General features: G+C 35.1%; 21 protein-coding genes and 2 pseudogenes. 20 read left to right on the top strand and 3 right to left on the bottom strand.

What is annotated here, in order from left to right; genetic code table 11:
• Positions 1-59: 59 nt before the first annotated feature.
• A complete protein-coding gene (gene ycaC / locus B5P42_RS21865) occupies positions 60-704 on the bottom strand; it encodes an isochorismate family cysteine hydrolase YcaC (RefSeq protein WP_044440380.1) in 645 nt (214 codons plus the stop codon).
• A gap of 516 nt (positions 705-1,220) precedes the next feature.
• Here ycaC and B5P42_RS21860 point away from each other — a divergent pair.
• The 3 genes and pseudogenes from B5P42_RS21860 to B5P42_RS21850 all read left to right on the top strand — a co-directional run.
• The gene (locus B5P42_RS21860) at positions 1,221-2,057 is read left to right on the top strand and encodes an alpha/beta fold hydrolase (protein WP_113735215.1); all 837 of its coding nucleotides are present in this window, start codon (positions 1,221-1,223) and stop codon (positions 2,055-2,057) included.
• A 589-nt stretch (positions 2,058-2,646) separates the two neighbouring features.
• Positions 2,647-4,236 (top strand): bifunctional metallophosphatase/5'-nucleotidase, encoded by a 1,590-nt coding sequence (locus tag B5P42_RS21855; protein ID WP_113735214.1) that lies wholly within the window; start codon positions 2,647-2,649, stop codon positions 4,234-4,236.
• A 189-nt stretch (positions 4,237-4,425) separates the two neighbouring features.
• Positions 4,426-4,707, top strand: a pseudogene (locus tag B5P42_RS21850) (M15 family metallopeptidase); the annotation flags it as partial.
• Between the two features lie 184 nt (positions 4,708-4,891).
• Here the strand turns inward: B5P42_RS21850 and B5P42_RS21845 are convergent.
• The gene (locus B5P42_RS21845) at positions 4,892-5,311 is read right to left on the bottom strand and encodes a DUF1259 domain-containing protein (RefSeq protein ID WP_107886646.1); all 420 of its coding nucleotides are present in this window, start codon (positions 5,309-5,311) and stop codon (positions 4,892-4,894) included.
• A gap of 647 nt (positions 5,312-5,958) precedes the next feature.
• On the opposite strand from B5P42_RS21845, the gene B5P42_RS21840 reads away from it, so the two are divergent.
• The 3 genes from B5P42_RS21840 to ppsA all read left to right on the top strand — a co-directional run bounded on the left by B5P42_RS21840 (position 5,959) and on the right by ppsA (position 10,299).
• Positions 5,959-7,224, top strand: a complete 1,266-nt coding sequence (locus B5P42_RS21840; protein WP_113735213.1) for a Y-family DNA polymerase — start codon at positions 5,959-5,961, stop codon at positions 7,222-7,224.
• Complete coding sequence (locus tag B5P42_RS21835; protein WP_113735212.1) at positions 7,221-7,562, top strand: YolD-like family protein; 342 nt, start codon at positions 7,221-7,223, stop codon at positions 7,560-7,562. Before B5P42_RS21840 ends, B5P42_RS21835 begins: the two co-directional genes overlap by 4 nt.
• A 130-nt stretch (positions 7,563-7,692) precedes the next feature.
• Entirely contained in the window at positions 7,693-10,299 is a 2,607-nt protein-coding gene (gene ppsA, locus B5P42_RS21830; protein WP_113735211.1) for a phosphoenolpyruvate synthase, read from the top strand.
• 68 nt (positions 10,300-10,367) lie between these two features.
• On the opposite strand, the pseudogene B5P42_RS21825 reads toward ppsA, so the two are convergent.
• Positions 10,368-10,992, bottom strand: a pseudogene (locus tag B5P42_RS21825) (TetR/AcrR family transcriptional regulator).
• A 171-nt stretch (positions 10,993-11,163) separates the two neighbouring features.
• On the opposite strand from B5P42_RS21825, the gene B5P42_RS21820 reads away from it, so the two are divergent.
• From B5P42_RS21820 to B5P42_RS21750, 14 genes are all read left to right on the top strand, one after another.
• Entirely contained in the window at positions 11,164-12,345 is a 1,182-nt protein-coding gene (locus B5P42_RS21820) for a YhgE/Pip domain-containing protein (protein ID WP_113735210.1), read from the top strand.
• 195 nt (positions 12,346-12,540) lie between these two features.
• Positions 12,541-12,975, top strand: a complete 435-nt coding sequence (locus tag B5P42_RS21815) for a ferritin-like domain-containing protein (protein WP_002084692.1) — start codon at positions 12,541-12,543, stop codon at positions 12,973-12,975.
• A 220-nt stretch (positions 12,976-13,195) separates the two neighbouring features.
• Positions 13,196-13,663, top strand: a complete 468-nt coding sequence (locus tag B5P42_RS21810; RefSeq protein WP_113735209.1) for a DUF2691 family protein — start codon at positions 13,196-13,198, stop codon at positions 13,661-13,663.
• 23 nt (positions 13,664-13,686) lie between these two features.
• On the top strand, positions 13,687-14,202 hold the full coding sequence (locus tag B5P42_RS21805; protein WP_002084694.1) for a GNAT family N-acetyltransferase: 516 nt from the start codon (positions 13,687-13,689) through the stop codon (positions 14,200-14,202).
• Complete coding sequence (locus B5P42_RS21800) at positions 14,203-15,081, top strand: aminoglycoside phosphotransferase family protein (protein ID WP_113735208.1); 879 nt, start codon at positions 14,203-14,205, stop codon at positions 15,079-15,081. It begins immediately after the preceding gene.
• Between the two features lie 126 nt (positions 15,082-15,207).
• Complete coding sequence (locus tag B5P42_RS21795) at positions 15,208-16,536, top strand: YjiH family protein (protein WP_113735207.1); 1,329 nt, start codon at positions 15,208-15,210, stop codon at positions 16,534-16,536.
• A gap of 113 nt (positions 16,537-16,649) precedes the next feature.
• Positions 16,650-17,237 carry a GNAT family N-acetyltransferase gene (locus tag B5P42_RS21790; protein ID WP_113735206.1) on the top strand — a complete coding sequence of 196 codons (588 nt, stop codon included), beginning with the start codon at positions 16,650-16,652 and terminating at the stop codon, positions 17,235-17,237.
• Between the two features lie 332 nt (positions 17,238-17,569).
• Positions 17,570-18,202 (top strand): YdcF family protein, encoded by a 633-nt coding sequence (locus B5P42_RS21785; RefSeq protein WP_002033016.1) that lies wholly within the window; start codon positions 17,570-17,572, stop codon positions 18,200-18,202.
• 304 nt (positions 18,203-18,506) lie between these two features.
• Entirely contained in the window at positions 18,507-19,655 is a 1,149-nt protein-coding gene (locus B5P42_RS21780) for an acyl-CoA dehydrogenase family protein (RefSeq protein ID WP_113735205.1), read from the top strand.
• 840 nt (positions 19,656-20,495) lie between these two features.
• Positions 20,496-21,173, top strand: a complete 678-nt coding sequence (locus B5P42_RS21770) for a copper homeostasis protein CutC (RefSeq protein ID WP_002142361.1) — start codon at positions 20,496-20,498, stop codon at positions 21,171-21,173.
• Between the two features lie 23 nt (positions 21,174-21,196).
• The gene (gene lepB / locus B5P42_RS21765; protein WP_002084707.1) at positions 21,197-21,748 is read left to right on the top strand and encodes a signal peptidase I; all 552 of its coding nucleotides are present in this window, start codon (positions 21,197-21,199) and stop codon (positions 21,746-21,748) included.
• Between the two features lie 154 nt (positions 21,749-21,902).
• Positions 21,903-22,655 carry an IclR family transcriptional regulator gene (locus B5P42_RS21760; RefSeq protein ID WP_044443106.1) on the top strand — a complete coding sequence of 251 codons (753 nt, stop codon included), beginning with the start codon at positions 21,903-21,905 and terminating at the stop codon, positions 22,653-22,655.
• A 14-nt stretch (positions 22,656-22,669) separates the two neighbouring features.
• Complete coding sequence (pxpB, locus tag B5P42_RS21755; RefSeq protein ID WP_113735204.1) at positions 22,670-23,383, top strand: 5-oxoprolinase subunit PxpB; 714 nt, start codon at positions 22,670-22,672, stop codon at positions 23,381-23,383.
• Complete coding sequence (locus B5P42_RS21750) at positions 23,374-24,363, top strand: 5-oxoprolinase subunit C family protein (protein ID WP_113735203.1); 990 nt, start codon at positions 23,374-23,376, stop codon at positions 24,361-24,363. The genes pxpB and B5P42_RS21750 overlap by 10 nt, the downstream gene beginning before the upstream one ends.
• The last annotated feature ends 14 nt before the right edge of the window (positions 24,364-24,377 follow it).

Genomic DNA, 24,377 nt, shown 5'->3' with positions numbered 1-24,377 from the left:
CTAAATTTATACTATCCATTTTTTTGAAAGTGATTTAAAGCTATTTCTTTGAAATACATTTATGCATTTTGTTTACTAAGATCTCGCTGAGCTCCCATATAGCTTCCAATTATATTTTGATAGCCTGGAAGATTACTAGCAAGCAAATTGCCAAAACCTTCGACATCGTTGCGCCAATCGCGTTGTAATTCGCAAGCTACGCTAAACCAGTTCATAAGTTGCACGCCATTATGTGCCATACGAGTATTGGCAGCATCTGCAACTTGTTTACTGAAAGTTCCTGAAGCATCAGTAACAGCAAATACTTCATATCCAGCTTTTATAGCGGAAAGTGCCGGGAAAGCAACACAAACGTCCGTAACTACGCCCGCGATGATAAGTTGTTTTTTTCCAGTTTCTTCGATTGCTTTTACAAAATCATCATTATCCCATGCGTTAATTTGTCCAGGTCGAGCTATTTTTTGTGAGTGAGGAAAGAGATCAACCAATTCTTGCATTAAAGGTCCGTTAGGTCCGTTTTCAAAGCTTGTTGTTAAAATAACTGGTAAATCAAAAAACTTAGCAGTGTGAGCAAGAGCTAAAACATTGTTCTTGAATTCATCAACACCATAGTCACGTACTAGCCCGGACATAAGACCAGTTTGATGATCTACTAAAAGAACGACAGCATCATCTTTGTTAATACGAGAATAGAGATCAGCCATTATGTATTCCTCCTAAAAATTAAGTAATCGAAGAAAGTTTAAATAGTCGAATATTATCATGATTTTCTTCGTTTGTTACGATTAGTTTGTAACTAAGCTGAAAGATAATATTAGTTATAACAGCATTCACAGAATATGAAGCGCTATACAAATTTATAGTATTTGAAAACCGATTCATTAATCAATTCTAAATTATCTATAATTCGGATAGATGGTGACTATAGTTATTTTCACCATAAAATTGATTGGTTTTACCTATACATTCTATAGATAGAACAGTATTGATAGTCACCTATTTTTGTTATTAGAATTGAATATGAGGAATATTCAGCAATTATTTTGTGATGAAAAAGTTATTAGATGGGGAATTGTTCCATAAACAGAGAATGAATTCATTGGAACAATAGAGTTTCATGCTTAGAGTTAACAACATAAACACGCATAAATAGGTTAGGAGATTCATCCGGATTATTGAAGAAAAGGATATATATTAAAATATTTTTTGGAGGTAGAAGAATGGCGAAAATTACTGTAGGAACCGAAAATCAAGCACCAATTGAGATATATTATGAGGATCATGGCATAGGAAAACCAGTTGTACTAATTCATGGTTGGCCGTTAAGTGGTCGATCTTGGGAATACCAAGTTCCCGCTCTTGTTGAGGCTGGATACAGAGTTATAACATATGATCGTCGAGGCTTTGGAAAATCATCTCAGCCGTGGGAAGGGTATGAATATGATACCCTTACTTCTGATTTACATCAACTATTAGAACATTTAGAGCTTCAAAATGTCACACTTGTTGGTTTTTCTATGGGTGGAGGCGAGGTAGCTCGGTATATTGGAAAATATGGAACCAATAGAGTAGAGAAGGCTGTATTTGCAGGAGCTGTACCACCATTCCTTTACAAGTCAGCAGATCATCCTGAGGGGGTATTAGATGATGTAGCAATTCAAGGATTTGAAAATGGAGTAAAAAGTGATCGCCTAGCATTCCTTGATGAGTTTACGAAAGGATTTTTTGCTGCTGAAGATCGAACTGACTTAGTTAGTGAACCATTTCGACTTTATAATAGGGATATCGCTGCGGGTGCATCACCTAAAGGAACACTAGATTGTATCGCTGCTTTCAGCAAAACAGACTTCAGAGGCGATTTAGCCAAGGTTAATATACCTACCCTTGTTATTCATGGTGATTCAGATGCAACTGTACCATTTGAATATAGTGGGAAGTTAACACATGAAGCAATTCCAAATTCTAAAGTAGCGTTAATAAAGGGTGGTCCACATGGGCTAAATGCAACGCATGCCAAAGAATTTAATGAAGCACTCCTATTATTTTTAAAGGACTGATTACAACTATATAATTGTTAACTGATAAATTATAAACAAGTAAAAATAAAGCTTTATAAAAGATGCTCTTGGATAAATCCAGGAGTATCTTTTTAAATTAGGAGTAGTGCACAACGGTAATCTTCCATTATGAAATTTCTATTCATTTTTAAATGGTGATATTGAGATGTTAGGTTGATATATACTCATTAGTTTCGAATTGAATATTCTTCTTAACAGCAAAAATGTATTAATTAGAGTTTTTTAGGTCTCTTAGGTGGATTGCTGTATTACTATCAAGATAATATTTTGAATAATCCTCAAAATAAAGAAATGCACATTTTCTTCTTTTGGGTAGTGAAGTTTCTTAAGTTGAGTGGGGGCCTTTATATCCTAATCCAAAAGTGTAGGCTTACAGCCTACAAATAATCATCTCCCTCTAAAAATTGTCGTTTTACACCTTCACATTTTTGAGGAAGAAATATTTTGTCAGAAAACAATAAAATTTTATTAATTTTTATAATTAGTTGAATTTTTATAGAAATAATTCTCTTAATATATTAAAATAACATCGTATTATGTCAGATTTTAATTAGGGGAGAGAAATTTTATGTTAAAAAAAATTATTCCAGTTGCTTTAGCACTAAGTACAGTTACTTTTACTAGTGTATTTGCTGCGCCTTCAGCCCAAGCAAGTACAGAACCAAACCGCTACATAGATGTGCAAATGCTCGGTATTAACGATTTTCATGGGCAACTAGACACTGTAAAAAAAATTAACAATAAAGATGCAGGGGGAATTGAGTACTTAGGAGCTTATTTACGTGATCGTGAAAAACAAAATCCGAATACATTAAAGGTACATGCTGGCGATGTTGTTGGAGCAAGTACTCCTGTTTCAGCATTATTACAAGACGAACCTACGATTGAATTTCTAAATGATTTGAAATTCGATGTTGGAACTATAGGAAATCATGAATTTGATGAAGGTGTTGCGGAAATGAACCGCCTTATTTATGGTGGGTACCATGAGAAAACAGGAAATTTTAAAGGAGCAAAATTCCCATATGTTGCCGCAAATTTCTATAATAAATCCACTGGTCGTTTATTTTTACCACCATTCACTATAAAAAAGGTACAAGGAGTTCCTGTTGGATTTATCGGAGTCGTAACAACGGATGTTCCTAACCTTGTTATGCCTACTATGCTAAAGAATGTGGAAATTACAGATGAAGTTGAAGCTATTAACAAATCCGTAAAGCAATTAAAAAAACTAGGCGTTAAATCTATCGTTGTTCTTGCGCATAACGGAGGTACAACAGATGGGAACGGCGTAACAAATGGTGATATCGTCCGATTAGCAAATGAGACTGATCCAGAAGTCGATGTTATTTTTGGAGGGCATAGCCATACCTATGTAAATGGAACTGTTAATAATAAACTTGTCGTACAAGCAAATTCTTATGGTATGGCTTTTGCTGATGTTGATGTAAAGATTGATCGTAAGACACAAGATATTGTTGAGAAGATAGCAGAAATTGTTACAACTTACCATGAAGGCATAGAGCCTGATAAAAAAATAAAGAAGAAGATGGAGAAATATCAAGAAAAAATTGCACCTCTTGTCAATGAAGTTGTAGGTAAATCTATTGCTCCACTAGATCGCAAACTAAATATGTCTGGGGAATCTACTCTCGGAAATTTAGTTGCTGATGCCCAGCGTACAACAATGCAATCCCAAATTGCTCTTATGAATCCTGGTGGTATTCGTAATGACTTAGATGCTGGTGATATTACATGGGGAGAGATATATGGTATTCAACCATTCGGAAATCAATTAATAAAAGTAAATTTAACGGGTCAAGACATTCGTGATATTTTAAATCAACAATGGCAAAAAGACATAACAAGAATGCTTCAAATTTCAGGGATCCAATACACTTGGGATGCGAACAAGCCTAATGGAGAAAAAGTAACAAGTATTCGCTTAACAAATGGAGAAGAAATTATTCCTTCTAAAACTTACAGCGTCGTTGCGAACGCATTTTTAGCTTCAGGAGGAGATGGATTTGTGTCCTTTAAAAACGGGAAAGATGCTGAAACAGGACCAACTGATTTTGAAGCATTAGTAGATTATATAAAACAAGCAACAGAACCAATTCAACCTATTATTGATGGAAGAATTCAAAGAATAAATTAGTTTTTTATTAATCTTAAAAACAACTAGATTACCTGTGCGCTATACTTTTTAGTGTGCAGGTAATCTATTTTTTGTGGATTTGAAATAGCGTCTTACCGTGGCCAATGGATATACCGTCTAGATGCAGAGTGCCGAAAACAATGAAGTAAACAAAAGTCGATATCTTGAACGTACAGGGAGTCCTTTTTTGAAAAAACAGGACATAGCGAACATCAAACAGGCTTAACGATGGATGTTTCTTCAAAAAGTGCAAATAATGAACTAGAGCTATCGTTTGCTAAGACTAAGGAAGGGAAATGGCTGAAAGAAAATGCGCATCGTGCGGGATTTATCATTCGTTATCCGAGGGAAAAAGAAAATATAACTGTTTATGCGTATGAACCTTGGCACATTCGCTATGTAGGGGATGTTGCTGAAAAAATATACAAGGAAAAACTAACTTTAGAAGAATATATGAATAAGAGAAAATAAAGCTGAAGTAGATTAACATATTTTTGTTTATAAAACAGTACGATACTTTATTTTCCTAACTTGAACAACTGCCTATCTGAAAATTTGTTAGGCAGTCTTTTTTATTTTTGGGTACAAAGTGAAACGATTTTATTATCTTCACACATATGGGAAATATAAGATGTAAATACATCCCAAACACCAATTAATGTCCCTCGTTATTAGCGATAGGATAGCTACTTAAGGACAAAAAAGAATTCGCCAACTTTTTTGCAAAATGTAATGGGGGCTCTACCGATTGGATATGAATGTACATAATTAAGGGATTCATGTACAGCCAGTGATTATGTAAAGCACTAACAATAATTCCTTGTTGCACAATGGAACTCATAAATGCAGGAATCTCTTCTTGTAGAACAGCGATTTCGCCTAAATTTAATGCATCACCATTTTGATCCAACGATTCAAAACTTACTCCGGCGGGTACTACATAGGTACTTGGTTTTCCTTGTACAAGCACTCTAAAATCGCGGTGAAAAGACACCGAACAACCAACATGACTTATTTTACTTTTCCCTTTAAGTATTGTAGCAAATTGTTCACAAATGAAATTAAAGTTGTGCATAAATTCAATTCCTTTCTCGTACAAAATTATGTAATTAGAGATTCGATTAGGGGAAATTGCTGTCTCTCTTAAAGAAGGAAAACACAGATAAACAATCTTTCTTGAAAAAGATTAATGTATCCGATTTATTAAATTTATGATTCATGATAGTCCGTTCGAGATATTGTTATAAAAAATAGATAAAGTATGCAATTATACGCTTTTAGTTTATGTAGGTTAGATAAATATGTGTCTAAATTTGAATGATAAAACTAGAAAAACAACGTTGAGAAAATAACCAATAATATTTTATTTTCTATAAAAAAGCACTACTAAATAGTATTCTTTTTCGAAATAAGTCTTTCTTATATAAGTATATTCCTAATATGAAAATATTTATTTAAATACAGGAATTTTTTGAATACTAAAGAATGGGTTCTAAAATACTGTGCTTATTCACGAAGAATTCAGTTGTTTCTCCTTTTATCTATTTACATTTTTAAGTATAGAAAATAGTTCTTATGAATATAGAGGGAAATTTTTTAAGTTTTTCTTAAAAAGATTTTAATAACGGTTATTTTAACCGAAATTTTCATGAAAATACCTTCAAAAAGAACGTTAGTTCGTATATAATAAGAACAAACGTTCTTTTGTTGGGAGTGATAACCTTGTATGATTATTCTCTTTTACCGAATCGCATTATTTTATGTGTAGATCTTCGTAGCTTTTATGCAAGCGTGTCATGTATAAAAAAAGGACTTGATCCACGATATACAAAATTGGCTGTCGTAGGAGATGTAAACCGCAGTGGATCAATCGTATTAGCGGCAACACCGCCATTAAAAGCGTTAGGAATTAAGAAAATGGCACGGTTGTATGAAATACCGAAGCGGCCAGATGTTATTATTGTGAATCCCATTATGCATACGTATATGAAGTGTTCAACTTACATAACAGGCTTAGCTTTACAGTATGTTGCGCCGGAAGATTTTCACCAATATAGTATTGATGAGTTTTTTATGGATATGACTGCAAGTATTCATTTGTTTGCGAGTAATCCGTGCGAGTTTGCTTTAAAGTTCAAGCGAGAAATATATGAACGTACACGGATCGAAAGTACGATTGGTATCGGACCGAATTTATTATTGAGTAAAGTAGCGATGGATGTGGAAGCGAAAAAGAATAAAGATGGAATAGCGTATTGGACATATGACGATATACCCGAGAAGTTATGGAGTATTAGACCACTCAGTAAATTTTGGGGTATATCGTATAAAACGGAAATGAAGCTGAATCGAAAAGGTATACATACAATTGGAGAACTAGCAGAGTATCCATTGAAATATTTAAAGCAATCTTTCGGTGTAATAGGGGAAGAATTACATCTACATAGTAACGGGATTGATTTTAGCAGAATAGCAGAGAAATACGTTCCAGCGACAACATCTATAGCGAAAAGCCAAATATTATTACGGGATTATTCGATAGAAGAGTTCATCGTTATTTTATTAGAGCATGTAGAAGAAGTTTGTTATAGGTTGAGAAGGGAAAAGAAATACGCGCAAACGATTCATTTTTCAGTCGGGTATAGCAAGGAATATGGTGGGGGAATAAGAAAGGCACATACGTTAAATAGAGCAACCAATTTAACGATGGATATTTATAATGTTTGTACATATTTTTTATACGAACGGCATACAGGAGAGCCGATTCGCTCGATAAGTCTTTCCTTAACAAATTTAATACATGAAGGAGAAGAGCAAATTTCGCTTTTCGATAACATTATACAAAGAGAAAAAGAAATGAGATTAACGAAGGTTATGGACGAAATTCGAACACGATTTGGTAAGAACAGTATTTTACGTGGGATTTCTTACACAAGCGTCGCAACAGCAAGATACAGAAACACATTATTAGGAGGGCACAAATCGTGAGAAATGCTAATATGCCAAAAGGAAGAGGAATGGTAAAGTGGCAACCGTTTGCTAGTATGCCAGAGCAGTTCGTCTGTATTAAAGAAATGATACAGGAGCAAACAAAAGTCCCGCGTCCAATTTTAACGCAAGATGCAAAAGAAAGGATTGAAAATAAGCTGTTAATTTCATATTTAGGTGAAGAAGAGGTTTTACTTACATATTATAAAGAGGGCTATCTATATAAAAATTACATAACAGTAGCTGATATAAATCCATTAAATAAGACGATTACTTGTACCGATGCTTTTCATAATCAAAGGATGTTTAAGTTTGTTGATGTAATTGAAGTGAATTAGAGGGGGAGAAATAAAAAATCATCTCTTCCTAACTTAATTATATCATGTAAATCAAGTTCAAAATAGACTGTTTATTCTCATTTACTACTGCTACAATCAAGAACACATGCACAGTAAGGAGAGATGTTAAATGAGTTCTTTCGTTCTCGATTTTCAGGAAATAGAAAAAACGCAGCTTTCGCTCGTTGGCGGAAAAGGATTGAATTTAGGGGCATTATCAAATATTCAAGGGATACAAGTGCCAGAAGGGTTTTGTGTTACAACGATAGGATACGAAAAAGCCATCGAACAAAATGAAGTGTTTCAAGCTTTATTGAATCAACTAACAATGTTGAAAATAGAGGACCGAGATCAAATTGGTGAAATCAGTAAGAAGATTAGAGAAACCATTATGGGAGTAGAAATTTCTTCTGATGTAGCGGAAGCGGTAGCTCATTATCTCTCTCGTTTTGGAAATGAACATGCTTATGCAGTGCGTTCTAGTGCCACTGCTGAAGATTTACCATATGCCTCGTTTGCAGGTCAACAAGATACGTATTTAAATATCATCGGAAAAGAAGCGATTTTGCAGCATGTAAGAAAGTGCTGGGCTTCTTTATTTACAGAGCGAGCAGTTATGTACCGCATGCAAAATGATTTTGAACATAATCAAGTTTCTATATGTGTTGTCGTTCAAAAAATGGTTTTCCCTGAGGCTTCGGGAATTTTATTTACTGCTGATCCGGTTACTTCTAACCGAAAGGTAGTATCAATTGATGCCAGTTTTGGACTTGGTGAGGCGTTAGTATCAGGACTGGTCTCTGCCGATAATTATAAAGTAAAAGAAGGCGAAATTACTGGAAAGATGATTGCAACTAAAAAATTAGCTATTTATGCTTTAAAAGAGGGCGGAACGGAGACGAAACAGGTTGATCTGGCTCAGCAAAAAATTCAAACATTGTCTGAACAACAAATTTTACAACTAGCACAGATTGGAAGACAGATTGAAGCTTATTTTGGTTGTCCGCAAGATATTGAATGGTGTTTAGTGGATGATACATTTTATATTGTCCAAAGTCGCCCAATCACGACTTTATATCCAATACCAGAAGTAAATGATGGGGAAAATCATGTGTATGTATCGGTTGGTCACCAGCAAATGATGACCGATCCCTTGAAGCCATTAGGAATGTCTTTATTCCAGTTAACATCTTTTGGACAGAGGTTTCAAGCTGGAGGAAGGTTGTTTGTTGATGTCGCACAAAGATTGGCTTCGCCTACTAGTAGAGAACTTTTATTAAATATGATAGGGAATTCGGAACCGCTTATTAAAGATGCATTAACGACTGTAGTCGAGCGAGATGATTTTATTACATTGTTACCAGATGATGAAAAAGAAAAGAGTGTTGGTAAAAGTGGACCACCTGCAAGTTCGCAACCACAAGTCGAAAACAATCCAGCAATCGTTACGGATTTAATAGAAATGAATCAAGCATCAATTGAAGAGTTAAAACGAAACATGCAAACGAAATCAGGGGTGGATGTACTTGATTTTATTTTGGAAGATATGCAGCAATTAAAGAAAATATTATTTCATCCGCAAAGTATGGCTGTCATTATGGCAGGTATGGATGCTTCAACATGGATCAATGAAAAAATGGAGCAATGGTTAGGCGAAAAGAATGCAGCAGACACACTTTCTCAATCAGTACAAAACAATATTACGTCTGAAATGGGGCTAGCATTACTCGATGTTGCTGATGTGATTCGGCCATATCCAGAAGTTATTGCGTATTTACAACATGTAGAAAATGATAACTTTTTAGATGAATTAGTTCAATTTAAAGGCGGAGAAAAAGCTCGAGATGCCATTCTAACTTTTCTAAATAAATACGGAATGAGATGCAGCGGAGAAATCGACATTACGAAAACGCGCTGGAGTGAAAAGCCAACAACCATTATCCCAATGATTTTAAATAATATAAGAGACTTTGAAGCTGGCGCTAGTAAACGGAAGTTTGAAGAAGGGTTGCAAGAAGCTTTGCAAAAAGAAGAAGAGTTAGTAGATCGATTGCAGCATTTGCCGGATGGTAAACAAAAAGTAGAAGAGACGAAGCGAATGATTCGTAACATCCGGAATTTTATCGGTTATCGTGAATATCCAAAATACGGTATGATTAATCGCTATTTCATATATAAGCAGGCAATATTGAAAGAAGCCGAGCAACTCGTGAAAAATAAAGTTATTGATGAAGTAGAAGATATATACTATCTAACTTTTGAAGAACTTCACGAAGTTGTCCTTACGAATAAACTAGATTACGAGCTTATTCATAAACAAAAAAATGATTACAAATTATATGAAAAACTAACGCCTCCCCGCGTTATGACGTCTGATGGAGAAATCATTACAGGTAAATATAAACGAGAAAACCTCCCAGCAGATGCGATTGTAGGTTTGCCTGTTTCTTCAGGAGTTATAGAGGGAAGAGCACGCGTTATTTTAAACATGGAAGAAGCGAATTTAGAAGATGGAGATATATTAGTTACTGCCTTTACTGATCCTGGCTGGACACCGTTATTTGTGTCTATAAAAGGGTTAGTCACCGAAGTTGGTGGGCTCATGACACATGGAGCAGTTATTGCACGTGAATATGGATTACCAGCAGTCGTCGGAGTAGAGAATGCTACGAAACTAATAAAAGACGGTCAACGAATTCGGGTACATGGAACGGAAGGGTATATCGAGATACTGTAGTTGTGCTTCAAATGAATAAAAAGATCATCCGCTATATGTAGTGGATGATCTTTTTATTTTGCAACAGCTCACTTCTTTAAGCCAGCTGCATAGAAAGGTCCATGAACGGCGATTGTTGATAAAATACGAGCAATTTCCTCCGGTTTTTCTTTTTGTCCATTATTTAACCATTGTTGAATGACGCCTATATGAGCAGATGCCATATAAGAAGCTAAGTATTCGCTTGGAACGAGTAAATTTTCCTTATTAATGAGAGCACCGTTTGTATCTTCAAATAGTGTTTAGTGTTTTCCACATAAAGTCTTTCAGTTTTGTTTGGAAAGATAAATCCCCTTTTGGGCTGAGTACAGCTTTCATAAAATCACTATTTTCATTTAGAAATTCAAGGATAGAAGTGATAAGTACAAACGGCGTTGTCGGAGAAGGATTTGATCCAAGTTCAGCAATAACTTCCGGGAATTTCTGTTTGGCAATGTTAGAAAACTCATGCATAATTTCCTCTTGGCATTTTGTCATTAAATCAAATTTATCTTGGTAATGTGTATAAAATGTACCACGATTTATGTTTGCTTTCGTAGTAATATCTTTCACTGTAATGGCGTCAAAACCTTTTTCTTCAATTAACTCCACCAATGCATTTCGTATGGCAGTTTTCGTACGAACAACACGTAAATCTAAATTACTATTGCGCAAAGCATGTCCCTCCTTAATTTTTTCCAACACATTTAAAGAAAGTGTCTTATAACCGACACATTCACGAATTTTGATTATTGTATAAGGTTTAACTTAAACATATAATTCGAAATATAAATAAACAACACGTTGTTGGTTATTATAAATCAAATTAAAGGAGGAGAAAAGAAAATGTTTAAAAACAAACTTTTATTGTTATCTCCAGTTATTGCACTACTTGTTGTTTTTATTTTTTCATTAACATTATTTCCAACCGTTCAACCTAAGCCGAAAAACTTACCAATCGCAATTGTAAATGAGGATCAAGGAGTAGAAATTCCGAATCAACCGAAGATGAATATGGGGCAAACGATTGTTGATAATATGAAAAAGACATCAAAATCAGAGGAAGAACCTGCGGTAAAGTGGGTAGAAGTGCAAAATAAAGAAGCAGTTCAAAAAGGCTTAAATAATCAAGAATATTATGCAGCATTGGTTATTCCGAAAGACTTTAGCACAAAACAAGCATCATTACGAACACCACAGCCATCTTCGCCAGAGGTAGAAATATTCATCAATCAAGGAATGAATACAGCAGCATCAACTATGGCAGGACAAATGTTAAATGCGATCGTTGATAATATGAACAATACTGTTCGTACACAACTATTAGAAGGATTGAAAGCAAAAGGAGCTACATTAACAGCAGACCAAGTTTCAAATGTAGTAACACCTATTACGAAGAAAGTGACAAATGTGAATGAAATCGGCAAAAATAGTGCGAACGGTAACTCGCCAATGTCTTTATTCCAGCCGTTATGGATTGCAAGTTTAGCGAGCGCAGCAATTATCTTTATTGCGATAAGTAAAACGCAAGTGGGTACAAGAAAAGAGAACTTCGTATTGAAACTAAAACAAATAGTAACAGGAGCAATTGCTACACTTGTAATTGGATTTGGTCTTACATGGATTGCGGATGGAATGGTAGGATTAAATATCCCGAATTTCACGGATACGGCTTTATTCTTATCCATTACTTCTTTTTGTTTCTTCTTAATGATTTCTGCGGTGCTTTCATTAGTTGGACTAAAGGGTATAGGTATATTCGCTCTATTACTTTTCTTTGGGGCACCGCTATTAGCATTAGCGCCTGAAATGATGTCCTCGTTTTATCGAGATTGGATTTACTCTTGGTTACCAATGAGATTCATGATAGAAGGTCTCAGGGAAATATTCTTCTTTGGGAAAGGATTAACTTGGGATACTCCTACTACAGTGCTCGTTTGGATTGGAGTAGTAAGTATGTTTATCATACTAGGAAGTGCTTTAAAACGTAGTGCGGTAAAGGGACACAAAACTGAATTAAATGCTTAAGAAATAAAAACCGTTTCACTAGTAGTGAAGCGGTTTTTTGTGATGAAATCGATAGGGGAATAATTCAATGATAGATAGGCTTTTTCGATGTTTTAAAGGTGAGTGAAGAACTAGTATTTACTGTTCTTTTTTGTATACATGCTCCTACTATTTCAAAATGCATAAAATGTTATGCGAAATAATGGAGGGGATACGATGTATAATTCGAATTATGATGATTGGTATAGACAGAATGATAAGCTAATTAGTGATATTGAAAAAGCTATAAACGGAGAGTATAGCGCTATAAGTTGCTATGCAAAATTAGCTAACATGGCTCCAAATCAAGTAGAACAAAAACAAATTCTTGAAATCCGTAATGATGAAATAAGGCATTTTCATCATTTTGTACAAATCTATACGAATTTAACTGGCAGACAGCCGAAACCACAGATTACGGAAAATTGCCCTAATACGTACTTACAGGGATTAGAGTTCGCTATACAAGATGAGCAAAAGACCGTAGATTTTTACTTGGAAATTTCAGATGAAGCAGCAGATGCATCTATGAAAGAGCTATTGCGCAGAATAGCAGCAGATGAACAAAATCATGCGGTGTGGTTTTTATATTATTTTGTGAAAACGAAGTGAGTGTTAAAAATGAATGGCTGATGTGCTGAACATATTAGAAATTATTTTAAAACGCAGTGCAATAATTGAATAAGATATGTAAATGTAAGCAGAAGGAAACCGTTTCACTAGTAGTGGAGCGGTTTTTTATGATGTGCTGTGCATAGGTATCGACAAAATATAGTAATTAAATTTGATATATAATGTATGAAACAAAAATAAATAAGCTAGGAGCAGACATATGAAAAGAGGGATTACAGTAGATATTCTAGATGGATATGATAATTTACTTTGGAAAGTGTTAAAGCCAATTGATATTACTGCATTTGATTGGCAAGTCATGGGAAGGGAGGAAGCTTATATAATAATAGGGAATGAATTAGGTCCAGAATTATTTTCAGAAGATAACGAGATCATGGAAGGATCAGAATTAAAAAGGCAAATAAAAGATAACATATATTATCTTTTATTTGTAGACTTAAAAGCATATCCAAAAGGGAAAGTACTAGGAGAAATTGAAACATATGAAGAATTTAAGAAGAGTAAGTGTGAAGTAGTCGTATTAGTAGCGGAGGGTGATTACATACAAATTTATGCAAAAAACCAAGAAGAGATTGAAATGATATATGAAAACGCACTGAATCAAGGATTTTATGTAGAATATATTACAGATGAAAATGATGGAAGGACTCGTATGTCAGTATGGTAGCAATTTGAAAGGGGAACGGCAATATGGAGAGAAATATAAGTAAAGAATATACAATTCGAATTGCTACTGAAGATCAAAGTGATAGTATTATCATTTTATTAAAAGAAGTAGCACAATGGCTACAATATAAAGAAGTGGATCAGTGGCAGTATCTTTTAGGAGAGGAAGCTACGGCTGAAATACTAGAATGTATAAGAGAGAAATATACATATGTTGTTATGAAAGAAGATGAAATAGTTGGTACGGTTACAGCTTCTCCTAAACAAAATGAATGGGATGAACATATTTTTGGAAAAGAGGAAGTTTCTAATTCATTATATATTCATAGATTTGCGGTGAAACGGAAGTATAAGGGGGATGGAATAGGAGAATGGATTATACGGTGGGTAGAAGAGAATGTGCAACATGACAAAGAGTATTTGAAGTTAGATTGCGTCCGGCATAATCGTATATTGAATGATTTTTATAAGAGAAGTGGTTTTGACTATGTTGGCAGTACGGATGGACTTAGTAAGTTTCAAAAGAAAAGAGGAGAGTGAATGAATCAAATTAACGTAAGTTTAGTTGAACAGTTAATACAACAACAGTTTCCCGAATGGGCCCATTTAGAAGTGAAACCTGTAAAGTTTAGTGGGCATGATAATAGGACGTTTCACTTAGGGGATGAGATGAGTGTAAGATTGCCAAGTGATGCAGCATATGCACCGCAAGTAGAGAAAGAAAATAAGTGGCTTCCAATATTAAGTAAGGAACTTTCTTTACCAATTTCTGCACCAATTGTGAAAGGGAATCCATCTGAAGAATATCTATGGCCTTGGTCTATTAATAAGTGGATCGAGGGGGAGACCGTTACGAAAGAAAATGTTCGTGACTTAGATGAATTTGCGGCGGACTTAGGCTCATTTTTAATAGAGTTACAATCAATTGATGCGAGTAACGGACCAATAGCTGGAGCACATAATTTTTACCGAGGCGGGCTTATATCTGTATACGATAAAGAGGCAAGAGTAGCCATTGAAAATAATAAGGATGTTTTTGATGAGACATTATTAAAGCATCTTTGGGATTTAGCACTTCAGTCAACGTGGGAGCGTAAAGCAGTTTGGATTCATGGAGATGTTGCACCAGGGAATTTACTCGTTAAGGATGGAAAGCTTTGTGCCGTAATTGATTTTGGTATTTTAGGAGTAGGAGATCCGGCTTGTGATGCAGCGATGGCATGGACGTTTTTTGATAAGAATAGTAGAAACGTATTTAAAGAAGTATTGCGTATAGATGAAGAAATGTGGAATAGAGCGAGAGGATGGGCACTTTGGAAGGCGTTAATTACATATGATGCGAATAGGGATAGTAATAAAAAAGTGGCAGAAGAATCTTATCGTGTCATTCAAGTAATTGTGGATGATTATAAGAGGTAATAGAAAAAGCTTATTTTGATTGTATATTTCAAAATAGGCTTTTTTACATGATTAAATATTCAGAATTAAAAGAAGGGATTTAACGTTATTATACAGAATATTTAGATAATAGGGGGGTGTCGAATTTTGAGTGAAATTGAATTAAAAAGGAATGTAATTAAGACAGGGCGAGAGAAGGGGATTATACTTTGGTTTATACTTGCTAGTCTAGTTGGGGTGTTTATGTTTTTCGTACCAGTTACGATAAATGGTGCTTCGTCCATTATGATTGATCATATCGTATCATGGATTAGGACTTCAGTTCCTTCTGTAGTACCATATTACGCATTACTTGTAATGATAATTGGTGCGATTTATCCATTTTATACGAAGAAATGGAATACATCTATCGTAGACATTTGTTTTTCTATTTTAAAAGTAGTAGGTGTTGTTTTTGGTATATTATATTGTTTGAAAATAGGGCCAGATTGGTTCTTTGCACCAGATGTAGGGCCGTTTTTGTATGAAAAACTAGTAATATCAGTTAGTTTACTCGTGCCAATTGGTTCGGCTTTTTTAGCGTTATTGGTCGGGTACGGATTACTTGAATTTATCGGTACGTTTTGCCGTCCAATTATGAGACCGTTATGGAAAACACCAGGACGGTCAGCAATTGATGCGGTCGCTTCCTTTGTGGGGAGTTATTCGCTTGCACTTCTTATTACGAATCGCGTGTATAAAGAAGGGAAGTATACGACAAAAGAAGCAGCAATTATCGCTACAGGTTTTTCTACAGTATCCGCAACATTTATGATCATCATCGCAAAAACATTTGACATTATGCATTTATGGAATGTTTATTTTTGGACTACTCTTGTTGTAACATTCATCGTAACTGCTATCACCGTAAGAATCCCACCACTTAGTAGAAAACCAGATACATATGTAACGGAAGAAGGGTTCCCAGAGCCCGTTTATAAAGAGAAAATGTTAGAGCGAGCTTGGGAAGATGCATTAGAAGTATCGAAATCTGCGCCAAGTATTATGAAAAATATCGCAGTGAATTTAAAAGACGGATTTATAATGACGATGGGAATATTACCATCGATTATGTCAGTAGGACTAATTGGAATCGTCTTAGCAAAGTTTACGCCAATATTTGATTGGATTAGTTATATTTTTTATCCATTTACATGGGCTTTACAACTTCCAGAAGCGGAACTAGCTGCAAAAGCAGCATCAGTTGGTATTGCAGAAATGTTTTTACCATCATTATTAGTTGTAAGTGCACCACTCGTGACAAAGTTTGTCATTGCGGTTGTTTCGGTATCATCTATATTGTTTTTCTCCGCTTCAATTCCTTGTATTTTGTCGACAGACATTCCGTTAAAAGTATCTGAGCTTATTATTTTATATGTGCAAAGAACGATTTTAACGTTGCTTATTATTACGCCGATTGCATACATACTTCTATAACGAATGAGCTCGCTTTAAAGAAAGGCGAGCTTTTTTATGGTGTTTAATTTATTATATATTAATAATACGTTATTATTTTGTATGATATAGTTACAAGAGAGGAGGGGTAATAAATGGAAATTAATCATGAAAGAGCAAAGTTACGGTTAATGGATAGCAATGATGTCGAAAAAATGTTTTCAATCGTGGAAGGAAATCGAGACATTTGGGCGTATTTAATCTCTAAAATGGATACTGTTCAAGATATGCAGCAATATGTTCAAAAGGCGATAAAAGCTTATGGGGCAGGGAAGGATTTACCATTTGTTGTTGTGGATCAAAAGACGAATGAAATAGTAGGGAGTACACGCTTATATAACATTTCAGTTGAAGACAAAACGGTGGAATTAGGGAAAACATGGTACGACCCAAGTGTGCAACGTACGAGTATGAATACAGAATGTAAGTACATGTTATTACAATATGCTTTTGAAAAGTTGCATATGCGGAGAGTACAAATTAAGACGGATGCACGAAATGAAAAAGCACAAAGAGCAATTGAAAGACTCGGCGCAGTAAAAGAGGGCGTACTTAGAAACGAAAGAAAATTACCGAGTGGGCATGTTAGAGATGCAGTTGTATATAGTATAATTGCAAATGAATGGCCAGCTGTAAAGGAACGGTTATTAGAAAAATTAGAATCGTATAAAGAAAAACAATAATTCATATTAAGAAAGGTGTATGGATCGTCTAGTTGAAAAATATACCTTTTTTCTTACAAAACAGTTACTTCTTTTATTTACTTTTGTTTCATCATTCCATTATGATAAAAAATTCGTTACAATGTAGTTGTATGGTAATAAACTTATAAATTACACAAATGTAATGAAAACCGCAAACGAAAAATGAATTGATAATCCTCAATTTTAAATGAAAACCCTTTAATGCATATATATGATAAGAAAAATTCCTTCTTTTAAACAAATTCAAACAAAATGATTTGATATATACGTTTTTATATAGAAGTATGGATGATGTACGGAGGCAGTTATAAATGAAAGAAAATAAGAAAAGTAAGAAAAGAAGAATCTTGCAAGTATTCTTGCTTATGATTTGTTCTATTATTTTATATGTAAGTTATGCAGCTTACGATATTTGGAGTTATCGCTTTAAAACAGATGATGGTGTGAAGACAGATGCTGGTATCGTGCTGGGAGCAGCTTCATGGAACGGAAAACCATCTCCTGTATTTAAAGAAAGAATTAATCATGCAATTTCCTTATATAAGAACGGTAATATTAAAAAGATTATTTTCACAGGCGGTACAAAGTTTGAGGCAGAGCTTGAGGAAGCGCGTACTGCTAGAGTGTATGCACTGAAACATGGTGTGAAAGAAGAGGATATTCTAATTGAAACAAAATCCCTTTTCACAGAGGACAATTTAAAGAATGCAAAGCAAGTTGGAATAGAGAACGGAATACGCACATATACGATTGTGAGTGATCCACTTCATATGAAACGTGCAATGAAAATTGCAAAACATATTAAAATTGAAGCGTATGCATCACCAACTCCAACGTCAGCGTATAAAACGTTAGATACAGAAATCCCTTTCTTTTTTAAAGAATTATGCTCGTATATTGGATATGTAACCTCTTTGCCATTAAAGGCATTGAAAGGGGATTAATATAAGAAAAGAACCTATCTTTTTTATAGGAACTTTTCTTATTGTTCAAAAGCATTGTATTTTTATCGGAATAGTGAAACAATAGAGAAGTAACTTCATATAATCATAATGACAAAATGAACGGTTTATGAATCGGACATAAAGTGAAACTTTAATCAGTGGGGGGTCATCCCACACTGATTATTAGCCTTCACCAATCGGGCGTTTACGGGTAGCCCGACTCCCACCTAACCTCTTTTCTCCACCTGAATTTTGAGGTGGGAGTTTTACTGCCCGCAAATAGCGGGATAAAGGAGATTATAGTATGGCACTCTCATTTGTTGAAACAGAAGAACAATCTTTAGTTATTGAACAAATAAATAAATTGATTCCGAAGTTCATGGAAAGGGAGCATCAACTAAGTGAATTAGGATCATTTCCGTATGAAAATATTAATAATTTGAAAGATATCGGATATACGAAATTAACGTTGCCAAAAGAATTGGGAGGCAATGCGATTTCTTTATATGACTTCGTTTTATTTCAAGAGAAAATAGCAGAAGGCTGCGGTGCTACCGCATTATCGATTGGATGGCACCTTGGCATTGTAAAGGAATTAGCTGAAAATCGTTCTTGGAATGAGGAAATGTTCACTTGGTTTTGTGAAGAAGTACGTAATGGTGCGCTTTTTAATCGAGCAGCGACAGAGCCGAATACAGGTAGTCCTACGCGCGGCGGGAAACCAGAGACGTTAGCTGTCAAAAAAGGTGAGAAGTGGATTATAAATGGAAGAAAAACGTTTACGACAATGGCACCAGTACTTGATTATTTTATCATTTCAGCAAGTATTGAAGGCCAGGAAGATATCGGAGAGTTTGTCATTCCAAAGAATACGCAAGGCGTGACAATTGAAGAAACGTGGGATAGCATCGCAATGCGAGGAACTGCGAGCCATGATCTCGTTTTACAAAATGTAGAGATACCAGATCGCTTTTTCACTGATATAAAGGGTTCAAAAGTTAAAGCTAAGGGTATTGGCTGGTTGCTACATATACCAGCATGTTATTTAGGAATTGCACAATCAGCAAGAAATTATGCAGTTCAGTTTGCGGTATCATACAAGCCAAACAGTTTAAATCATTCTATAAGTTTATTACCGAATGTTAGAAGGTTAGTTGGAGCATTAGAACTTGAGCTTATGCAAGCTCGTGTCTTTTTATATCAAATTGCGAAAAAATACGATGAGGCAGAAGATAAATTATCATTGCAAGCCGAACTAGCAGCTGCAAAATATGTTGTAACGAACGCGGCAATATCTATTGTAGATAAAGCAATGCGTATTGTCGGGGCGAAAAGTTTATCAGAAAAAAATCCGCTTCATCGTTATTATTTAAACGTAAGAGCAGGACTACACAATCCGCCGATGGATGATGCAACACTATCTATGCTGGCGGATGCGGCGTTTCGGTCGTAATGAAGAAATATAAAGTCTGTTCCGTTCAGGAACAGGCTTTTCGTTGTCGGTGAATCGGTATTCTATGTTGAATCGTTGATATAATTCCATGTATTATGTCATTGTTCAAAGAAGAGGGAATTCTCGTTTTACAAAATAAAAAGGCTATCCTTTTGATAAGAGGATAGCCTTTTTATTTTGTTCTATTGTGGCTGCACTTCAAGATTCATACTACTTTCAGAACCGTCTTGATTATGTGCAAATAATGAATACTCACCTGGTAAAGGATTGGCGATGAGTGAACGTAAAGGAAAGGATTTACTTTCATTTGGCTGTAACGTGTGTTTTACTAAACGATCTTCTTTGAATTTAATTGAATAGGTAAAACTGTTTGTACCAGTATTTTTAATTGTAATATGTAAGTCACCTTGGCCACTAAAGTCAAAGCATGTACCAGTATCGCCTCTGAATACAGTTGAGTTATTAAATGAAGATGAACGAAAGGTTTGAGTTTCTTCTTTATTGCTTGATGAAAGAGTAATCGTTTCTGTTTCTATACTTGAAGTTGAGGAATCTAGTTTTGTATTTGGTTTTGTTAATAAAGTAATCGCGCAAAGTGATGCAATTACAATAAATTAACTAGAGATAACGAACCGTTTTTTTGTAAGAATCATATATTTATATCCTTTCATGAGAATGTAAGAATGTATAATTTTAAGAAAAACATAACATATATGATATTTATTATCAATTCAATAAATCTTTCTTTTCATTCTTCTTTTTGTAGTTTTATAGTGGAATGCTATGTTTCTTATTTCACCTACTGTATAATAAGAAAAAAGTACGAAAAGAGGTTATCTCATGCTAGAGGTTATTGCAACTTGTTTAGAAGATGTGAAGCGAATTGAAAAGGCTGGTGGAAATCGAATTGAACTCATTTCATCATATACAGAAGGTGGTTTAACACCGAGCTATGCTTTTATAAAAAAAGCAGTAGAAGCAGTGCAAATACCAGTTCATGTTATGATTCGTCCGCATGCGAAGTCTTTTACATATACGGAAGAAGAAATTGAAATGATGAAAGAAGATATTGTAGTTGCTCAAAATCTTGGAGCTGCTGGTGTTGTATTAGGTGTGTTAAATGAACAAAATGAAGTTGATGAAGAGAAATTAGTAGATTTATTATCTGTTGTAGATGGAATAAATGTAACGTATCACCGTGCGATAGATGATACAGAAAATCCAGTAGAAGCGATGAAAGTTTTGAAGAAATTCAATAAAGTTACTCACGTTTTAACTTCAGGCGGACAAGGAAATGTAGTAGATAATATTCCGGTTCTTGCAGCAATGCAAAAGGAAAGTGAAGGGAATATACAGCTTGTTGTCGGAAGCGGAGTAACGAAAAAGAATGTAAAACAATTGCTAGATGAAACTGGAATTACGCAGGCGCATGTAGGTACAGCGGTTAGAGAAGGTAAGTCATGTTTTTCTGAAATTGACCTAAATTTAGTACAAGAGTTAGTTGAAATAATAAAGTAAGTATTTAAGAAAGAGGAGAGACGATGAAGACAAATACGAAGAAAGAATTGATCTCATGGATTAAGACGATAGGTATTACACTTGCGATTGCCTTTATCGTTCGTGGGGTGCTATTTACGCCGTCATTAGTACAAGGTGAATCGATGATGCCAACTTTAGAAAATAATGAGCGAGTTCTCGTGAATAAGATTGGTTATAGTATAAGCGGGTTAGATCGTTTTGACGTTATCGTCTTCCACGGAAAAGAAGGGTACGATTTAGTAAAACGAGTAATTGGTTTACCAGGTGATACAGTTGAGTATAAAGATGATGTTTTATATGTAAACGGAAAAGCGATGGAAGAACCGTATTTAAAAGAATTTAAAGAAAAGGCGTCAGGTCGTGTATTAACTCCTGATTTTACGTTAGAACAAATCACAGGGAAAACGAAAGTGCCAGAGGGCCAAGTGTTTGTTTTAGGAGATAATCGTGAAGTATCTAAAGACGGTCGTATGTTTGGATTTATTTCAGAAGATGAAATTGTCGGAAAAGGACAAGCTGTTTTCTGGCCGTTGAAACAAGTAAGAGCGTTATAAAGTAAAAAAGTATGGGAGAAATATTCTTCCATACTTTTTTTGTTTGTGAAAAATATATTGATAGAATTGAAAGAATATTTTATAATTTTTAATTATATGTTTGTTTCGAAAAACGGAATTAAAGTTCCGAAATTCGGAACGAGAAGGAGATATGATGAGTATAAATAAAACGGCAGTTAAGACAATGGATATTTTAGAGTTGTTTTATGAGCATGAGGAGCTAAGTTTGACAGAGATGGTTCAGCTTACGAATATGCCGAAAACATCTGTTTATCGTTTAATTGGTTCGTTAGAAGAAATGGACTTTTTACAAAAAACAGAAAAGGGCAAATATCGTCTCGGAGTCGTTTTTTTACGATTTGGTCAACTTGTTTCCCAAAGGTTATCCGTAAGAAATATTGCGATTCCTTATATGAAAGAGCTTAGGGATAGTTTAGGGCAAGCAGTAAATTTAATTATTCAAGATGGTAATGACGCAATTTACGTTGAGAAGATGGAAGGAGTTCAGCCAGTACGTGTTTATACGGCGGTTGGAAGAAGAGCACCGCTTTATGCGGGTGCATGTCCGAGAATTTTACTATCGTATTTTTCTGAGGAAGAGAAAAGAAAGTACGTAGAGGAAACGGATTTAAAGCAGTTTGCAGATGGAACGATTGTGAATAAGGAGCATTTACTAGAAGTGTTATATATGGCAAAACAAGCTGGATATACAATTAGTTATTCTGAATTAGAAAATCATACAGCGGCTATAGCAGCACCAATTTTTGCAAGTGATGGAACGGTTGTAGCCGGCATTAGTATTTCGGGATTAGCAATTGAGTATAGCGAAAGTAACATTTCATATTTTACTGCGAAAGTGAAAGAAACAGCATACCGCATTTCGAAAGAACTCGGCTTTTTGGCATAGAAAGAGGGAGTGGGATGAAATTTTCTGCGTTAGGGGATCAAGCAATTATTGTTACATTTGGTGAAGAAATTGGGATGGATATATATGAAAAAGTGCAACGGTTATTTCAAGCGCTGAGGCGGCATCCATTTGCAGGAATGGTTGAATGCGTTCCGTCGTTTACTTCATTAGCGGTGTACTACAATTTGTACGAAGTATGGATGAAAAATGATAGAAATATAAGACCATATGATTACGTTTGCCAGTATATACGGGAGCTGTGTGATTCTTATAAAGAAGAAGTGAACCGAGATGTGAAACATATTTCTATACCAGTGTGTTACGGGGGAGAATATGGACCTGATTTAGAAGAAGTTGCGCATTATCAAGGCTTACAAGTAGAGGATGTTATTCGAATACATAGTGAAACAACATATTTCGTGTACATGTTAGGTTTTACACCTGGATTCCCTTATTTAGGGGGATTATCAAAAGAACTAGAAACACCTAGAAAAGAAACACCACGGTTACAAATCGCTCCTGGTTCAGTAGGGATTGGCGGAAATCAAACGGGTATTTATCCGCTTGAAACACCAGGAGGCTGGAATATTATCGGCCGAACACCTATTTCTCTATTTAATCCAAAAGAAGAAACACCAACATATATTCAAAGTGGTATGTATTTACGATTTATACCAATAACAAAAGGAGAGTACGTATCGCTTGAGGGGGCTAAAGAATGGATGTAGAGATTTTGCATGCAGGAATGTTTACAACAGTCCAAGATTTAGGGCGATTTCATTATCAACAATACGGTGTACCTGTTGGCGGTGCTATGGATAAAAGTGCGCTCAGGATGATTAATATGTTAGTAGGTAATGAGGAGAATGAGGCTGGACTCGAAATTACAATAATGGGACCTAAATTGTTAATAAAGAAAACGACTTTGCTTGCGATTGGCGGTGCGGATATGGAACCGTTATTAAATGGAGAACGCATTCCATTATGGCGCCCTATATTAGCTGAAGAAGGAAGCATGCTTTGCCTCGGAAAAGCGAAAAGCGGTTGCAGAGCATATGTGACTTTTGCGGGCGGTATAAATATTGATCGTACGATGGGAAGTAAAAGTACTTACATACGTGCTGCTCTTGGCGGTATTGAAGGGAGAATGCTGAAAAAAGGAGATTATTTTCAAATTGGTACAGGGGCAGAAGTTGCAAGTCGTTTCATTCAAAATTTACAAGAAGAAAAGCGTATAAAAACGAAGTGGGCAATTTGTAACAATGCTTTACCAAAATATAAGAAGCATTCTATTCTTCGCGTCATAACAGACTTTGAATATGATCAATTTACAGAAGAAAGTATAAAGTCGTTTTTTTCGAAAGAGTATAAAGTGTCCAATTATGCTGATCGCATGGGGTATAGGCTTGACGGAGATGTTTTAAATAGAGTTGAAGAGATAGAAATTTTATCGAGCCCAGTTACATTCGGAACAATTCAAGTACCAAATGGTGGACAGCCTATTATATTAATGGCTGATAGACAAACGACAGGTGGTTATCCGAGAATTGGAAATGTAATTTCAGTAGATTTACCTCTTCTAGCGCAGCTGAAACCAGGAGACTATGTAACTTTTGAAAAAATAACTATGGAAGAAGCTGCACAATTATATATAAAGCAGGAAACAAGTATGAGTCTATTAAAGAAATTCATCGCTTTACGAAGCTGAGATTAGGAGGAAAA

Origin of the sequence: Bacillus sp. SRB_331 (assembly GCF_003264175.1) — a bacterium.
GTDB lineage: Bacteria > Bacillota > Bacilli > Bacillales > Bacillaceae_G > Bacillus_A > Bacillus_A mycoides.
The sequence above is the reverse complement of the archived record's forward strand: the minus strand, read 5'-3'. Positions and strand labels throughout refer to the sequence as shown.

Excerpts from the sequence above, each read along its gene's own strand:
- B5P42_RS21820 (WP_113735210.1), top strand. The coding sequence starts at position 11,164 with ATGTTTAAAAACAAACTTTTATTGTTATCTCCAGTTATTGCACTACTT.
- B5P42_RS21785 (WP_002033016.1), top strand. The coding sequence starts at position 17,570 with ATGAAAGAAAATAAGAAAAGTAAGAAAAGAAGAATCTTGCAAGTATTC.
- pxpB (WP_113735204.1), top strand. The coding sequence starts at position 22,670 with ATGAAATTTTCTGCGTTAGGGGATCAAGCAATTATTGTTACATTTGGT.
- ycaC (WP_044440380.1), bottom strand. The coding sequence starts at position 704 with ATGGCTGATCTCTATTCTCGTATTAACAAAGATGATGCTGTCGTTCTT.
- B5P42_RS21800 (WP_113735208.1), top strand. The coding sequence starts at position 14,203 with ATGAATCAAATTAACGTAAGTTTAGTTGAACAGTTAATACAACAACAG.
- B5P42_RS21815 (WP_002084692.1), top strand. The coding sequence starts at position 12,541 with ATGTATAATTCGAATTATGATGATTGGTATAGACAGAATGATAAGCTA.
- B5P42_RS21845 (WP_107886646.1), bottom strand. The coding sequence starts at position 5,311 with ATGCACAACTTTAATTTCATTTGTGAACAATTTGCTACAATACTTAAA.
- B5P42_RS21805 (WP_002084694.1), top strand. The coding sequence starts at position 13,687 with ATGGAGAGAAATATAAGTAAAGAATATACAATTCGAATTGCTACTGAA.
- B5P42_RS21790 (WP_113735206.1), top strand. The coding sequence starts at position 16,650 with ATGGAAATTAATCATGAAAGAGCAAAGTTACGGTTAATGGATAGCAAT.
- B5P42_RS21780 (WP_113735205.1), top strand. The coding sequence starts at position 18,507 with ATGGCACTCTCATTTGTTGAAACAGAAGAACAATCTTTAGTTATTGAA.
- B5P42_RS21810 (WP_113735209.1), top strand. The coding sequence starts at position 13,196 with ATGAAAAGAGGGATTACAGTAGATATTCTAGATGGATATGATAATTTA.
- lepB (WP_002084707.1), top strand. The coding sequence starts at position 21,197 with ATGAAGACAAATACGAAGAAAGAATTGATCTCATGGATTAAGACGATA.
- B5P42_RS21770 (WP_002142361.1), top strand. The coding sequence starts at position 20,496 with ATGCTAGAGGTTATTGCAACTTGTTTAGAAGATGTGAAGCGAATTGAA.
- B5P42_RS21860 (WP_113735215.1), top strand. The coding sequence starts at position 1,221 with ATGGCGAAAATTACTGTAGGAACCGAAAATCAAGCACCAATTGAGATA.
- B5P42_RS21750 (WP_113735203.1), top strand. The coding sequence starts at position 23,374 with ATGGATGTAGAGATTTTGCATGCAGGAATGTTTACAACAGTCCAAGAT.
- B5P42_RS21855 (WP_113735214.1), top strand. The coding sequence starts at position 2,647 with ATGTTAAAAAAAATTATTCCAGTTGCTTTAGCACTAAGTACAGTTACT.
- ppsA (WP_113735211.1), top strand. The coding sequence starts at position 7,693 with ATGAGTTCTTTCGTTCTCGATTTTCAGGAAATAGAAAAAACGCAGCTT.
- B5P42_RS21760 (WP_044443106.1), top strand. The coding sequence starts at position 21,903 with ATGAGTATAAATAAAACGGCAGTTAAGACAATGGATATTTTAGAGTTG.